The organism is Rhodococcus sp. IEGM 27, assembly GCF_033142305.1.
Taxonomy (GTDB): domain Bacteria; phylum Actinomycetota; class Actinomycetes; order Mycobacteriales; family Mycobacteriaceae; genus Rhodococcus_F; species Rhodococcus_F oxybenzonivorans.
The window spans coordinates 303939-319483 of the sequence record NZ_JAWLSG010000005.1 but is presented as its reverse complement, the minus strand read 5'-3'; the positions used below and the strand labels follow the sequence as shown (position 1 = coordinate 319483).

The following is a 15545-nucleotide window of genomic DNA, read 5'->3' as shown; positions in this document are numbered from 1 at the left end:
TCGGAGTGCCTACGTCGGTGCGAAGAGCAACAGTCCCGCCCTCGTCTACCTACACGGCGGTGTGGACCACCCGGGCGGTGACCACCTCGCAGCCCCTTTGCGCGCCGAGTCGCTGCGTGATCTGCGGCCCGCGCTGATCATCGCCGCGGAGGTCGACCCGATTCGGGACGACGCCGAGGCGTACGCGCAGCGGCTGCGACGGCGTCCCCGTCTCCCCAGACGAGGTATGCCGGCGTCCTCCAACACGAAGTTCCGCCAATATCTTTCCGGGCCAAATGACCCGCGGTCAGCCGACTTCCCTGCGCAGCCAGGTGACCTCTGCGCCTTCCCCTCCGCTGCGGTAGGGCTCGAGTTCCTCGTCCCACGCAGTGCCCAACGCGTAGTCGAGTTCGGCGGCGATGTCGCCACCGGCCTCCATCAGGGCCCGGAGTCGCATCTCCCCTACGACGACGTCGCCGTTGGCGCTGGTGGAACCGTGCCACAGACCCATGCCGGGAACGTGGCTGTATCGCTCGCCGTCCACACCTTCGCTGGCATCCTCAGTTACCTCGAATCGCAGCATCGGCCAGGCTCGAAGCGCATTGACCAGTCGGGAGGCGGTGCCGACGGGGCCGACCCAACTGGTGGTGGCGCGCAGAACCCCTTTGGAAGCCGGCTGCGAGGTCCACTTGAGATTGGGTGGGCAGTCGAGGGTTGCGGTCAACGCCCACTCGATATGGGGGCACAACGCGGCGGGCGACGAGTGGATGTAGACAACTCCAGCCGTCGCGTCCGCGAACTGATCCAATGCGCGCACTCCAGCCTCCTGCTTCGACGAGGGACGTCTTCCCCAACGGCCTCAGTCGATGCGTGCAGCACGCTCGGTGGACCAGTGTGCCTTGTGTTGCCCGTGTTGCGCCAGTGATTCGCATATTCGGTGTGTCATGATCGCCTGCCCTCCGCCAGCACCGCGTCGCTCACCTCGGTCCAGAGCGGCTTGGCCCAGTCACCGAATGGGCGATCCGTCAGCACCACACACGCCAGCCCCGCCGCGGGATCGGTCCACAGGAACGTGCCCGACTGGCCGAAGTGCCCGAAGGTGCGCGGCGAGTTACTCAGGCCCGTCCAGTGCGGGCTCTTGTGGGAACGGAGCTCGAATCCCAGACCCCAGTCGTTGGGACGCTGAGACCCGTAGCCGGGCAGAACGCCGTCCAGGCCCGGGAATTGCACCGACGTGGCCGCATCGACCGTCTCCTGCGACAACAGCGCAGGCCGGAGCAACTCGGCGGCGAAACGTCCGAGGTCGCCCGCCGACGACTCCGCGCCGTGGCCGGCGGGACCGAAGAGCGCGGACGCCCCCATCTTCAGCGGCGCGAAGACGGATTCGGCCAGATAGTCGGCGAAGTCGATCGACGTCTCGGCGGTGACGAACTCGGCGAGCACTTCGTAGCCTGCGCTCGAGTAGATCCGCTTACGCCCCGGCGTGGTCTGCGCCCGATTGTCGTCGAAGGCGAGGCCCGACGCGTGCGCCAGGAGGTGACGCACCGTCGAACCCTCAGGGCCTGCGGGCTGGTCGAGTTCGACGGCCCCCTCCTCGGTGGCCACCAGGACTGCGTACGCGCAGAGCAATTTGGTGACCGAGGCGAGCGGGAAGACGCGCTGTTGGTCGCCGTACTCGCCGATCACCCCTTCGTCTCGCGACAGGACGACCGCCGCAGCGTTGTCCACGGGCCATCGGGCAATCTGATCGAGACTCTGCACCCGGTCAGCCTACGAGAGCACCCCGTGGTCTGCTGCGGCGAGCCGTCACCAGTCGGCTTCGGTGTACCGGATGACGCCGCGAATGTTCTTGCCGTCGAGCATGTCCTGATACCCGTCGTTAACCCCTTCGAGGGTGTAGGTGCGGGTGATCATGTCGTCGAGGTTCAACTGCCCCGACTTGTACATGGCCAGCAGGTTCGGGATCTCGACCCGGGCGTTTCCGCCGCCGAAGATGGTGCCCTTCAGGTCCTTCTGCAGCATCGAGAAGAGGAACAGGTTCAGCTTGACGTCCATGTCGGTCATCGCGCCCATGGCCGTGACGACACAGGTGCCGAACTTACTGGTGAGCAGCAGGGCTTCCTCGACATACTCGCCGCGCATCTCCCCGACCGTGATGATCGTCTTCTGCGCCATCAACCCGTTCGTGAGGGCGATGATCGGCTCGATGGCGGCCGCGGCGCTCTCGAACGCGTGGGTGGCCCCGAACTTCAGTGCCTGCTCCCGCTTCCACGGAACGGGATCGATGGCGAAGATCTGGCGCGCTCCGGACGCCACCGCACCCTGCAGGGCGCTCATGCCGACGCCGCCGACACCCATGATGACGACGGATTCACCCGGCTTCACCTCCGCCATCCGCGTGGCCGACCCCCACCCGGTGGGAACTCCGCAGCCGACGAGGGCGGCGACGTCGAAGGGAATGTCCTTGTCGATCTTCACGACCGAGGTCTCGTGCACGACCATGTAGGGCGAGAACGTGCCGAGGAGGCACATCGGAATGACGTTTTCGCCGCGCGCGTGGATGCGGAAGGTGCCGTCACTGATTGCCAACCCGCTCAGGAGCCCCATCCCGAGGTCACAGAGATTCTGGTGTCCCGCCGAGCACGCCGGACAGCGTCCGCAGGCAGGCACGAACGAGAGCACCACGTGGTCGCCGACTTCGAGGTCCTTCACCTCCGGCCCGAGCTTGGTGATGACGCCGGACCCTTCGTGGCCGCCCATCACCGGGAAGGATGCCATGGGCATCGAGCCGGTGACGATGTGATGGTCGGAGTGGCACATGCCGGCGGCTTCCATGCGAATCTGCACCTCGCCCGCAACCGGATCGCCGATCTCGATCTCCTCGACCGACCACGGCTCGTTCAGGCCCCACAGGATCGCACCCTTGGTCTTCATGTGTCTTCCAACCCTTCATTCATGTCTGCGCATCTGCTGATGTGACGATAGACACAATCAACCCGAATTGGAACACGTTCTACCGAATCGGGCCCCAGAATCCGAAACTGTTACCGGGTCACGTCGTGGAGGTGGTGGATCGGATCGTGGACGAAGTACTTCGCCAGCGACTCCACCGTGAACGACGCGCCGTCACTACGCCGCCCGGTCCGGTGGCGTCGCTCGGCTTCGACGGCGTCGAAGGCATCCGCCACGCGGGCCGCCGCCGCAGCGAGCTCCCTCCCCACCACCACAGGGTCCTGTTCGTTGTACCGCTCCGCCACAGCTGTCTCGTCCTGATCCCAGTTGAGGAACACCGGATCCGTCTCGTCCAGCATCGACTGCAGTCGCTTGTCGAAGATGCGGAACACGTCACGCACGTGGGCGGCGTACTCGAGCGCCGACCACGTCCCCTCGTCCGGGCGCACAGCCACGTCTGGCCGCTCCAGAACCGGTACCCACGCCGCGGCGTTCGCGCGCACGAGATCGGGAATGTCCGTGTACCGGACCTCCGCGGAGTCGAACCCGCAGTCGGGACAAGCCCGTTCGAGAACCCAGGTCCAGTTCTTGGTGTCGGGAGTGATCGCCATGTCCGTCATCGTAGGGTTCGGCGATCACCCTCACCCGATCGCCGCCCTGCGCAGTTCCGCGTACGAGTCGTCGATCGCGACCGCAAGCCGGGCGACATCGGGCAGCGTCGCCGGATCGGTGCAAAGCCCGATCCCGATGCTCCCGGCGCACGAGATCGCGGCGATACGGAGGGCGTGGTGCGCGGCCGGCTCCGAAGAGGAGAAGAGATGCTCGACCCGGCGACCGGCCACCCCCACGGGTACGGCCGGGCCTGGAACGTTCGAAATCGACAGGCTGAATTCTCGCGCGCTCCCGGCGAGCCGCTCCACAGCGCTGCCGAGGTGCTTCGTGCGCCCGAGGGCATGGAACAGGTCGTAGAGTTCTTCGGCATCGCCGAGGAGTTTGCGCTCCGTGGTCTCTCGGGCAATCCGGTCGAGCCGCTCGAGCGGGTCGGTCTCCCCGAGCGGCAGATCGATGTTGAGGAACGAGTCCCGATTCCCGAACTCCCCCGCGCTCTCCGTTCGGTGATGGAGGCTGACCGGAACCTGGGCACGAAGTCGCGGAAGCCCCGCCGCGCCGTCGCCGAGCCATCGGCGCACCCCGCCGGCGACGATCGCGAGGAGAACGTCGTTGACCGTTGCGTGGACGGGACGTGACTTCCCGATCGACTTCAGCTCTGCCAGCGGGGCGACCGTGAAGGCCACCTCCCGGGAGACACCGATCGGGCGGTCGAAAGGAGAGCGCGACCCGCGCGAGACGAGTTCCCGCCAGATCGCTCCGGGCATCCGCCGGGCCTCGGCGAACCACGAGCGCTTCGCCGGAGCCGGGCGAATGCCCGGTCGCGCCCCCTGGCCGGAGTCCGGATGCGGGTGCGGATCCCAGAGCACGGCATCGAGGAAGCGGACCGCCGTGATCCCGTCGGCCATCGCATGGTGAATCCGGACCGCGATCGCTTCGCGGCCGTCACCGAGCGGGCCGATCACGTCGATTGTCCACAACGGTCGGTCATGGTCGAGTCGCTCGGACATCAGCCTGCTGACGGCCCGCCACAGATCTGCCCGCGAGACGCAGGCGGGCTCTGCCAGACGCCGGACATGGTCGCTGATCGCGAAGTCGGCGACGTCGACCCAGCGCGGCTCCGGTCCCGACGTGTCGACCCGCTGCCTCGCGCGGGGTCGACCGGGAAGTCGCGCCGCTACCGAGGATCTCAGGGCGTCGAGGTCGAGCGGTCCGGCATCCGGCTCGAGGACGACCAACTTCAGCGTATGACCGGTGATTGCCGCCGATTCCAGCGCCAGGATGCGCGCGTCATCGGCGGAGAGCCGATCGGGATCCTCGCTGGCCACTCGTCCGAACCTACCCTCGCGCGCAGTCTGTAGTCCGGCGGTTCACAAACCGCGGTCGATCAAATCGAGGATCTCCTCACTGGTGGCGGCGTGAATCTTGTCGACCGTGTCGGCGTGCGCCTCTTCGGGCGCCGCCACCTCTGCCAGCAGACTTTCCAGCCGCTTCGCGACGGCCGACCGCGCCTCGGTGTCGGTGCCGAGCTCGGCGATGGCGGCGCGAAGTCGGTCGACGTCGGACAAGGCGACGGACACCGGATCCGGAACGAGCTCTCCGCGCAGGAATTCGGCGACGGCACGCGGACTGGGGTGATCGAACACCATTGTCGGCGGCAACCGCAGGCCGGTGGCGGCGCCGAGGTAGTTGCGGAGCGCAACGGCGGCCAGCGAGTCGAAGCCGAGTTCCTTGAAGGCCTGGTCGGCGTCTACCGCGTCCGGAGAGTCGTAGCCGAGGACGGCTGCAGCCCCACCCCGAACCAGTTCGAGCATCAGGTGCCGCTGCTCGGGCGTCGACCGATCAGCAAGGCGCTGACCCCAATCCGAGGTCCCGGACCCGCTGGATCCGGTCGCCACCGAGTCCGAACCTGCGGCGCGCGGACGCACCTCCCGTATCAGACCACGCAGTGGCGCGGGAACGTACGGAGCGGCCGAACCGGACAGGTCGAGCCGAGCCGCCGCCACGGTCGGCACACCGGCGGTCAACGCACTGTCGAAGAGAGCCAGGCCTTCGGCAGCGGTCATCGGGACCATCCCGCTGCGACGGGCACGAGCGAGATCGATCGCACCGAGGTTGTCGGTCATGGCACTCGGCGGTGCCCACATGCCCCAGGCGATCGACAGCGCGGGCCGTCCGAGGGCGTTGCGGTGACGGGCGAGCGCGTCGAGGAACATGTTCGCGGCAGCATAGTTCGCCTGCCCGGGCGCCCCGAGGACTCCGGCGAGCGAAGAGAACATGACGAACGCGCGCAGATCGCAGGCTGCGGTCAGCCGATGCAGATTCCAGGCCGCGTCGACCTTGGGCCGCAGCACGGCGTCGAGTCGCTCGGGGGTCAGCGAGGACAAGGTGGCATCGTCGATCACTCCGGCCGCGTGAATCACAGCCGTGAGTGGGTGCTCCTCCGGTATTCGGGACAGCAAGTGGGCGACTGCCGATTCGTCGGAGGTATCGCACGCCACGATGCTCACCTCGGCTCCCTGGCCGCTCAGTTCTCTCCGCAGTTGTTCGCAACCCTCGGCGTCGGGTCCGCGCCGGCTGGTCAACAGCAGGTGCCGGACCCCATGCTCGGTGACCAGGTGGCGAGCGACCAGTGATCCCACGGTGCCGGTGCCGCCGGTGAGGAGAACGGTCCCGCGGGAATCGAAGGGCGAGCGGGGATCGAGGGCCGAGCCGGATTCGTCGACGGCGCGAAGACGCCGCAGCCGAGGCGCGAGCAAGGTGTTGTTCCGAACTGCCAGCTGAGGTTCTCCGCTCGCCACCGCCGCGGCAACGGCGGGTTCGACGTCCGACGCATCGTCGAGGTCGATCAGGACGATCCGGCCCGGGTTCTCGTTCTGCGCGGAGCCGACGAGACCCCACACTGCCGCAGCCTCGAGGTGATCGCCTCGGTCCCGACCGTCCTCGGTGACCATCGCATCACGGGTCACGATCACGAGCGCGCTGTCGGCAACCTCGTCGTCGTCGAGCCACGACTGCAGCAGTCGCAGCACCCGAGCACACAGCGCATGGGTCGCTTCCGGCCCGCCTCCGCCCTCGGTGCCACACCCGACGAGCACCGTCCACGGACGTCGGTCGTCTCCGTCGGGCAGCGACTCCCGTGCGGCCCGCAATGCCGCCATATCGGGATAGTTCGGCAAGGTGGAACCGATCCCGTCGTCGCCGAATCCCTCTGCGCCGAGGATGACCGACGGGCCGAGGTCCGGCTCGGCGGCTCCGCCCTCGACCGGAATCCACGTGAGCCGGTGCAGCGGCAGGCCTGCCGAGCGGCCCGCTCCTTCCCCGCTGACCGCCCGCGGCACCACCTTCAGCGCATCGATGGTCAACACAGGCGAACCCTCGGGGTCCGCAGTGACGATGCGGTATCGCCCGTCCTCGGTCGTCGAGAAACGTACCGATACTGCCTCCGCACCGACGGTGTGCAGACGGATTCCCGACCATGTGAGTGGCCAGCCGTCGCCTCCGAGGAGGGGCTCGAGCGCTGCCTGCAGAAGCTCCGGATGGATGCCGAAGCCGCTGGTGTCGACGCCTTCACCGAGGCGAACTTCGGCATCGTCGTCCGCGGAAACGTGCTGGCGTACATCCGATTCGGAGCTGACGACGTCGTCGATGGTCGCCGACGCGTTCCGAACCCAGGTGTCTACGCTGCCGGCCTCACTCACGTTCGACGAAATGGTGACGGTGCGGCCGCCGGTGTCGTTGTTCGGCGACACCAGCACGCGAAGTGAGGCCAGCCCGGACGCCGGGAGGGTAAGTGGGTGGTGCAGCGTGAGTTCGTCGATATGGTCCAGACCGACGTGGTGGGCTACGTGCAACGTGAGCTCGACCAGCACTGCGGGCATTACCGTGTGCGAATCGTCGGCCGTCGATGGGCTACCGTCTTCGGCCGGCGGCGGCACGAGCCATGAATCCCGGTGCAGCGAGAGCTGTCCGGTGAACAACGTCGCGTCGTCGTCGAGTGTCACCGCCGCGCCGAGCAGTGGATGATCCGCCGGACTCAGCCCCAGCTCCGTCGGATCGCCGGCGTTACGCGCCGCCGCGGACGGCCAGAAGGAACGGCGCTGAAATGCGTAGGTGGGCAGAGGTACCCGGCGACGACCCGGCATCACCCGCTCCCAGTCGACCGAGACACCCGACACATAGGCCGCCGCGACGACTTCCATGATTTCGTGCGCCTCGTCGCCGCGTCCGGGCAGTGCGGCGAATGCAGTCGGGACGACCTCCGCGGCGTTCGCGGCCAAGGCTGCGCCGGGACCTACTTCGACGAGTCGGGTGACGCCCAGATCGTCCAGGGCCACAATGCCGTCGGCGAACAACACCGGTTGGCGGATGTGCTGCGCCCAGTATCTCGGGGACGTGAGCTCCTCGGCGGAGGCGATCCGCCCGGTCACGTTGGAGACGACCGGAATCTTCGGCGGCTGCGCGGTCAACCTCGACACTACGGAGACGAACTGGTCGAGGATGGGTTCCATCAGGGTCGAATGGAAGGCTCGCTCCACCCGCAAGCTCGTCGTCTTCATTCCCGCGGCGGACAGCTCGGTTGCGGCGGCGTCGATGTCGTGCTCGCTGCCCGCGAGCACCACCGACTCGGAACCGTTCACGGCCGCGAGATCTACCCGGCCGTCGAGCTGCGCCACGACATCGTCCGCGCGTGCCCGTACCGCGATCATCCGGCCCGGACGGGTGGACTGCATCAACCGTCCGCGCTCACCCACCAGGGCGGCGGCATCGGGCAGGCTGAACACTCCCGCGACGTGCGCTGCGGTGATCTCGCCGATCGAATGACCGATCAGGTAGTCAGGGGTGATACCCCAGTCCCGCAGCAACCGGGAGAGCGCGACCTCCACCGCGAACAGCGCCGGTTGGGTGTATTCGGTACTGTCGAGCTTTGCGCCGCCACCGTCGGATTCGTCCCACATCACCTGCCGGACAGCGCTTTCCACATGCTCGTCGAGGGCGGAGCAGACTTCGTCGAGGGCCCTGGCGAACACAGGGTAGGCACCGTAGAGACCGCGGCCCATCCCGATCCGTTGCGCACCCTGGCCAGTGAACATGAACGCAGTCTTGCCGCGAGAACTCGTCCCGCTGAGGACGTTGCCGCCAGGTCGGCCCAGGGCGATGCGAGCCAGACCGTCGCGCAGATCGGTCAGCGTTTCCCCGACCACCGCGGCGCGGTGGGAGAAACCGGATCGAGTGGTGGCCAGCGAGTAGGCGAGGTCGGCGGGATCCGGGAGTTCCGCGTCATCGCGATCGAGGAAGGCGGTCAACCGTGCGGCCTGCGCGCGTAGTGCCTCCCCGGTCTTTCCGGAGATCACCCAGACCAACGGCGATGCCGACGGGGGCGAGACCTTCGGCGTGGCCGAGCCGGCCGGCTGCTCCAGGATCATGTGCGCATTGGTGCCGCTGATGCCGAACGACGAAACCCCGACCCGGCGGGGGTGTCCCGTCTCAGGCCAGGCAACCGATTCGCCCAGGAGAGAGACCTCACCCGCCGTCCAATCGACGTGCCGCGTCGGGGCGTCACCATGCAAACTCGGGGGCAGCATCCCGTGCCGCATGGCCATCACCATCTTGATCACACCGGCCACGCCCGCCGCCGCCTGAGAATGGCCGATGTTCGACTTGACCGAACCGAGCCACAGCGGCCGTCCGTCCCGCTCCTGCCCGTACGCAGCCAGCAGTGCCTGCGCTTCGATCGGGTCACCGAGCGTCGTGCCGGTGCCGTGTGCTTCCACGGCGTCGACGTCCGCGGGTCCGACCCCGGCATTGGCCAGCGCTTGGCGGATCACCCGCTCCTGCGACGGCCCGTTCGGTGCGGTCAATCCATTGGAGGCACCGTCCTGGTTGACCGCCGATCCGCGGACGATCGCCAATACCTGGTGACCGTTGCGTTCTGCGTCGCTGAGCCGCTCGAGCACCACCATCCCCGAGCCTTCACTGAGCCCTGTGCCATCGGCCCGATCGGAAAACGGTTTACACCGCCCGTCCGCGGCGAGCCCGCGCTGGCGGCTGAACTCGATGAGAACACCGGGCGTAGCCATCAGCGTCGCTCCACCGGCCAGCGCGAGAGTACATTCGCCGTCGCGCAGCGCCCGCGCCGCGAGATGCATGGCCACCAGCGACGACGAGCAGGCCGTGTCGACGGTGACTGCGGGACCGGTGAATCCGAGGGAGTACGAAATCCGACCGGAGGCCACGCTGTTGCTGGTCCCGGTCATCAGATAGCCCTCGGCATCGACATTGCGTTGGCTCATCAGGTGGAAGCCGTAGTCACCGCCCATCATCCCCACGTACACGCCGGTGTCGGTGAGGTCGGGGGAATCGGGCCGTATCCCCGCCGCTTCCAACGCTTCCCAGGCACACTCCAGCAGCAGGCGGTGCTGGGGGTCCATCGCGACGGCCTCGCGCGGACTGATTCCGAAGAATGCGGCGTCGAATTCGTCGCCGTCGTAGAGGAACCCTCCTTCACGCATGTACGTTGTGCCGCTGCGATCCGGGTCCGGGTCGTACACCTCGTCGAGATTCCAGCCTCGATTGTCGGGATACGCCCCCACCGCGTCGTGACCGTCGCGGACGAGCCGCCACAAGTCGTCCGGGCCGTACACCTTCCCCGGATATCTACACGCCATTCCCACAATGACAATCGGGTCGTCGTCTCTGCGGGTTCGCGCTTTCTGGGTCGGTTGCGGAGCAGCAGAACTGCCGAGAAGTCGCGCGACCAACTCCTGAGTCAGCGCGTCAGCAGTGGGATGGTCGAAAACGACTGTCGCCGCGAGCCGCACGCCGGTGGCAGTGGTCAGTTGATTTCGCAGTTGCACGGCGGTCAGCGAGTCGAAACCGAGTTGCTTGAACGCCCGTTCCGGGTCGATCGCCTCCTTCCCCTCGTGCCCGAGTACGGCCGCAACGTGGGTGGTGACGATGTCCAGCACCCGGCTGTGCCGCTCTGCGGGACCGAGTGCGCGCAACTCGTCGGCCAGGCCGGTCGGCCCGTCGGCGGCGGCAGCGCGGCGGTGACGGATACCCAGCACGCGACGCAGGATGGGCGGCACCGACTCACCGTCGGACTTCGAGGAACGCGCCGACAGCCGTATCGGCACGATCAACGGACGATTGACGGCAAGCGCCGCGTCGAACAGCGCAAGCCCCGACTCCGGGCTGAGGGTGTCGATGCCCGTGCGCTGCAACCGGTCGAGGTCGGCCGCATTGAGATGGGACGTCATCCCGCTCGGGCGGTCCCACAATCCCCAGGCCATGGAGATCGCCGGCAGTCCGCGGAGGCGGCGGTGCTGCGCGAGTGCGTCGAGAAAAACATTCGCCGCTGCATAATTCGCTTGGCCGGCGCCGCCGAGCACACCCGCCGCAGAGGAAAACAGCACGAAAGCCGACAACTCACGGTCGCGGGTGAGTTCGTGCAGATGCCAGGCACCGTCCACCTTGGGACGCAGAACGGCGTGCAATTGCTGCGGGGTCACGGCAGCGGCGGTGGCATCCTCGAGCACACCGGCAGCGTGGATGACGCCGGACAGGTCGGGAATGTCGGCGAGCAGGTCCGCCACAGCTGCGCGGTCGGCCACGTCGCAGGCGACTGCGCGGATCTCTACACCCGGCTCGGCAACCTCCTCCCGCAGTCGTGCCGCGCTCTCGGCATCGAGCACGTGCCGGCCCGTCAGCACGAGCCGCCGCACCCCGTACCGCGCCACGAGGTGGCGCGCGATCAGTCTGCCGATAGTCCCGGTCCCACCTGTGATCACGACCGTGCCGGCCGGACCGAAGGGTGCCGGTCCCGCGTCGGGCGGCGCCGCGGCGGGCGCTGCCGCGGCGAGCATGGGTGCCAGCAGCACCCCTTCGCGGATGGCCAGCTGAGGTTCGTTGCACCCCAGCGCCATGGACAACAGCGTGGGATCGGACAGGTCGGCGGGCGGCACGTCCAGGTCGACCAGGGTGACGCGGTCCGGATGCTCGTGTTGCACCGCCCCGATCAGTCCCCACGCGGGCGCGGCAGAGATGTTGTCGATCGGTTCGTCGTCGCGGACGGCTACCGCGAGCCGGGTCGTGACCAGTAGGTGGGTCTCGGCGAGACGCTCGTCCCGGAGCCAGGATTGGACCGCCCGGAGCGTCGACTCGGCGACGGCGTGCGCCCGCGTCGGCACGTCCGACTGATCACCCGGTTCGCCGGCCAGCCACAGCACGCGGCCGTCGGGTTCGGCTCCGGAGAGCGCCTCCGCGAGGGGCAGCAGCTCGGCCGGGGCCGCAGCGGATGCACCGACGGGCATCCACTCCACGCGGTAGAGGCTTTCGCCGGCCCCGGTGGGTGGTACCCCGGTTTCTCCCAGCGGCCGGAGCGCCAACGAGTCTGCGGTCAGCACCGACTTGCCGGCGGAGTCGTAGGCCGATACCCGATATCGCTCGGGCCCGATGGTGGTGATGTGCACGTGCAAGGCGGTCGCGCCTACCGCGTGCAGTTGCACTGTCCCCCAGGCGAACGGCAGCCGGACGTCGCGTGCGCCGGTGTCTGCGACTCCGAACGCGATAACGTGCAGCGCGGCGTCGAGCACGGCCGGATGAATACCGTATCCCGCCACCGCCGCGGCCGGGTCCTCTCCGCCCAGCCGCACCTCGCCGAACAGCTCGTCGCCGCGGCGCCACGCTGCGCGCAACCCCCGGAACATCGGGCCGTACCCGTAGCCGGCGTCGTCTAGCACTTCGTACAGCCCTCTGACGTCGATCGGTGTGACATCGGCCGGCGGCCACTCTTCGGGGGAGTCCGCGCTGTCCACGTCTGCGGTGAGCACGCCGGTGGCATGCCGGGTCCACGGAGCATCCCCCGACGCATCCGCCGATCGAGAATGCACCGATACCGTCGAATGGCCGGCCTCGTTGTCGGCGAGCACGCTCACCTGCACGGCCACCTCACCGTCGCCGGGGATCATCAAGGGCGCCTCGATGGTGAGTTCTTCGAGCCGTCCGCACGCGACACGGCTTCCTGCGTGCAGGGCGAGCTCTACGAAAGCTGTGCCCGGCAGGATGACCGTGCCGTTCACCGCGTGATCACTCAGCCACGGAACACGTTGCGGCGACAGCACTCCCGTGAACACAGCGCCACGCCCGTCGCCGAGTTCGACCGACGCACCGAGCATCGGGTGTCCCCCGGTCTCCATGCCCGCCGATGCCACATCGCCGTGCGGCACCGAACTTTCCAGCCAGTAGCGGCGGTGGTGAAAGGCGTACGTGGGCAGGTCGACCCACTGCTGCCGATCGTCGCGGTGAGCCCACCGCACCCGGTCCCACTCGACGTGCACTCCGTGTACCTGGGCTTCGGCGAGTGCGACGGTGAACTGGCGCAGGCCTGCATTGTCGCGCCTCAGGGTGCCGATGGCTCGTCCGGCGACGCCCGCTGCCTCGAGCGTTTCCTGCAACGGCACGGTCAGGACAGGGTGGCCACACGACTCCACGAAGAATCGATATCCGTCTGCCACAAGGGCTCTCGTCGCTTGTTCGAATCGAACCGTGCGGCGCAGATTCCGGTACCAGTAGTCCGCGTCGAGCGCGCTGCCGTCCAACGCACCACCTGACACCGACGAGTAGAACGGAATCTGTGACCGGTGCGGCTCGATCGAGCCCAGGGCGTCGAGAATCGGTTGGCGCAGCACCGAAACGTCGGCGCAATGGGAGGCGTATTCCACCGCGATCCGCCTTGCTTGGACGCCGTCGCCCTGCACCTGCCCGACGAGGATGTCGAGGGCATCGACGGGACCTGAGACCACCGTCGCAGTCGGGCCGTTGATCGCCGCAACCTCGATGGCACCGGACCAGGATTGGATCTTCTCCCGCACGATGTCGTGCGGCAATGCCAGCGAGGCCATCCCACCGCCACGCCGGGCCGATGCGGCGATCACCTTGCTTCGCGCCGCGACGACCAGCGCCGCGTCGGACAGGCTCAGTGCGCCGGCGACGTAGGCGGCCGCGATCTCGCCCTGCGAGTGACCGACCACCGCCGCCGGGTCGACGCCGTGTGCACGCCACAACTGCGCGAGACCGACCATCATCGCGAACAGCGCCGGCTGCACGATATCGACCCGGTCCAGTGAGGCCGGATCTCGATCGCGCAGTACCTCGAGCAGCGAGAAGTCCGTGAAGGGGGCAAGCGCGTCGGCACACTCCTGCACACTGTCGGCGAAGACCGGCGAAGAATCCAGTAGCTCCGTGGCCATCCCCACCCACTGCGAGCCCTGCCCGGGAAAGACGAACACCGGCCGGTCCCCGGCTTCCAAGGCCACGCCACTGACCACGTGAGGGCTGGGCATGCCTCGGCTGAGCGCGTCGAGGCCGGCCAGCAGCACCTGCGGCTCCGCCCCGATCACCGCGGCCCGGTAGTCGAAGGTGGCACGTGAGCCGAGCAGTGCGCCGGCTACCGCGGCAGGCGTCAGTTCGGGATGGTCTGCGGCGTAGTCGCGCAACTTCGCGGCCTGGGTGCGCAGCACGGGTGCGGTGTGCCCGGACACGCACCACGCCACGACTTCGCCTGCCGGAGAAGGCGATCCGGTGGCTACCGGCTCGATCGTCGGGGGCTGCTCGAGAATGACATGGGCGTTGGTGCCGCTGATGCCGAACGACGACACCGCTGCCCGGCGGGGCCGATCGACCTCGGGCCACTTCCGTTGCTCGGTGAGCAGAGATACCGCACCGGCCGACCAGTCGACGTGCGGGGTCGGCCGGTCGACGTGCAGCGTCTGCGGGAGAACCCCGTGCTGCATCGCCATGATCATCTTGATCACGCCGGCAACGCCGGCGGCGGCCTGGGTGTGTCCGAGATTGGACTTCACCGAGCCCAGCCACAGCGGCTGGTCGACGGGACGATTCCGGCCGTAGCCGGCCAGCAGGGCCGATGCCTCGATCGGATCGCCCAGCTTGGTGCCGGTTCCGTGCGCCTCGACCGCGTCGACGTCGGCCGGTCCCAGCCCCGCGTTGGACAGTGCCTGCCCTATCACCCGCTCCTGGGCCTGCCGGTTCGGAGCGGTCAGGCCGTTGCTCGCGCCATCCTGGTTCACCGCACTGCCGCGGACGACGGCCAGGATCCGGCGACCATTGCGCTCTGCGTCGGAAAGACGTTCCAGCGCCACTATCCCCGCGCCTTCACCCCACGCCGTGCCGTCTGCCGCGGCCGAGAACGCCTTGCACCGCCCGTCGCGAGCCAGTCCGCGCTGGCGACTGAACTCGACGAACACCGCGGGGGTCGACATCACGGTCGCGCCGCCGGCCAGAGCCAGTTCGCACTCACCGCTGCGCAGCGCTTGCATGGCGAGGTGCATGGAGACCAGCGACGACGAGCAGGCAGTGTCGACCGTGATCGCCGGTCCGCTGAGGCCGAAACTGTATGCCACCCGGCCGGAGGCAACGCTCATGGCGTTGCCGGTGATGAAGTACCCCTCGAGGTCCTCGGGCGGCATGCCGCCCGCCCGCGCCGCATAGTCGATTCCCGACAACCCGGTGAAGACGCCGACCTGGCGACCGTGCATGGACCGCGGATCGATGCCGGCATGTTCGAACGTTTCCCAGCTCGTTTCGAGAAGAAGCCGCTGCTGCGGGTCCATGGCCAGCGCTTCGCGGGGTGATATGCCGAAGACCTCCGGGTCGAAGCCCGCGGCATCGTCGAGAAAGCTGCCCTGCACCGTGTACGTCTTGCCGGCCTGCTCGGCTTTCGGATCGTAGAGATCCGCCAGCTCCCAGCCGCGGTCCTCGGGGAACTCGGTGACGGTATCGGAACCCGATTCCACCAGGCGCCACAAATCCTGCGGTGACCGCACCCCGCCAGGGAACCGGCAGCCCATTCCGATGACGGCGATCGGTTCGCGACTGACCCCCTCGGCCTCGCGCAACTTCGCCCGCGCCTGATAGAGCTCTGCGGTGACCCGCTTCAAATAGTCGAGGAGTTTCGCCTGATCGGCCATCCGAGATCAGCTCCAATC

The 15545-nt window shown here is 68.0% G+C and carries 6 protein-coding genes and 1 pseudogene; 1 reads left to right on the top strand and 6 read right to left on the bottom strand.

Annotation, left to right across the window (positions count from 1 at the left end):
- Nucleotides 1-61 precede the first annotated feature (61 nt).
- Nucleotides 62-142, top strand: a pseudogene (locus R4P95_RS19460) (hypothetical protein); the annotation flags it as partial.
- 144 nt (nucleotides 143-286) lie between these two features.
- Here R4P95_RS19460 and R4P95_RS19455 read toward each other — a convergent pair.
- The 6 genes from R4P95_RS19455 to R4P95_RS19430 form a co-directional block, all read right to left on the bottom strand.
- Complete coding sequence (locus R4P95_RS19455) at nucleotides 287-796, bottom strand: DUF3145 domain-containing protein (RefSeq protein ID WP_109329046.1); 510 nt, start codon at nucleotides 794-796, stop codon at nucleotides 287-289.
- Between the two features lie 125 nt (nucleotides 797-921).
- On the bottom strand, nucleotides 922-1740 hold the full coding sequence (locus tag R4P95_RS19450) for a serine hydrolase domain-containing protein (RefSeq protein ID WP_213572502.1): 819 nt from the start codon (nucleotides 1738-1740) through the stop codon (nucleotides 922-924).
- Nucleotides 1741-1785: 45 nt separating this feature from the next.
- Complete coding sequence (locus R4P95_RS19445) at nucleotides 1786-2913, bottom strand: NDMA-dependent alcohol dehydrogenase (RefSeq protein ID WP_109329042.1); 1128 nt, start codon at nucleotides 2911-2913, stop codon at nucleotides 1786-1788.
- 110 nt (nucleotides 2914-3023) lie between these two features.
- Nucleotides 3024-3542: a DinB family protein gene (locus R4P95_RS19440; protein ID WP_317746233.1), complete on the bottom strand. Its 519-nt coding sequence runs from the start codon at nucleotides 3540-3542 to the stop codon at nucleotides 3024-3026.
- Between the two features lie 30 nt (nucleotides 3543-3572).
- On the bottom strand, nucleotides 3573-4868 hold the full coding sequence (locus R4P95_RS19435) for a wax ester/triacylglycerol synthase domain-containing protein (RefSeq protein ID WP_213572504.1): 1296 nt from the start codon (nucleotides 4866-4868) through the stop codon (nucleotides 3573-3575).
- Between the two features lie 42 nt (nucleotides 4869-4910).
- A complete protein-coding gene (locus tag R4P95_RS19430) occupies nucleotides 4911-15527 on the bottom strand; it encodes an SDR family NAD(P)-dependent oxidoreductase (RefSeq protein WP_317746234.1) in 10617 nt (3538 codons plus the stop codon).
- Nucleotides 15528-15545: the final 18 nt, after the last annotated feature.

Coding starts and splice junctions, on each gene's coding strand:
- R4P95_RS19430 (WP_317746234.1), bottom strand. CDS start 15,527: ATGGCCGATCAGGCGAAACTCCTCGACTATTTGAAGCGGGTCACCGCA.
- R4P95_RS19445 (WP_109329042.1), bottom strand. CDS start 2,913: ATGAAGACCAAGGGTGCGATCCTGTGGGGCCTGAACGAGCCGTGGTCG.
- R4P95_RS19440 (WP_317746233.1), bottom strand. CDS start 3,542: ATGGCGATCACTCCCGACACCAAGAACTGGACCTGGGTTCTCGAACGG.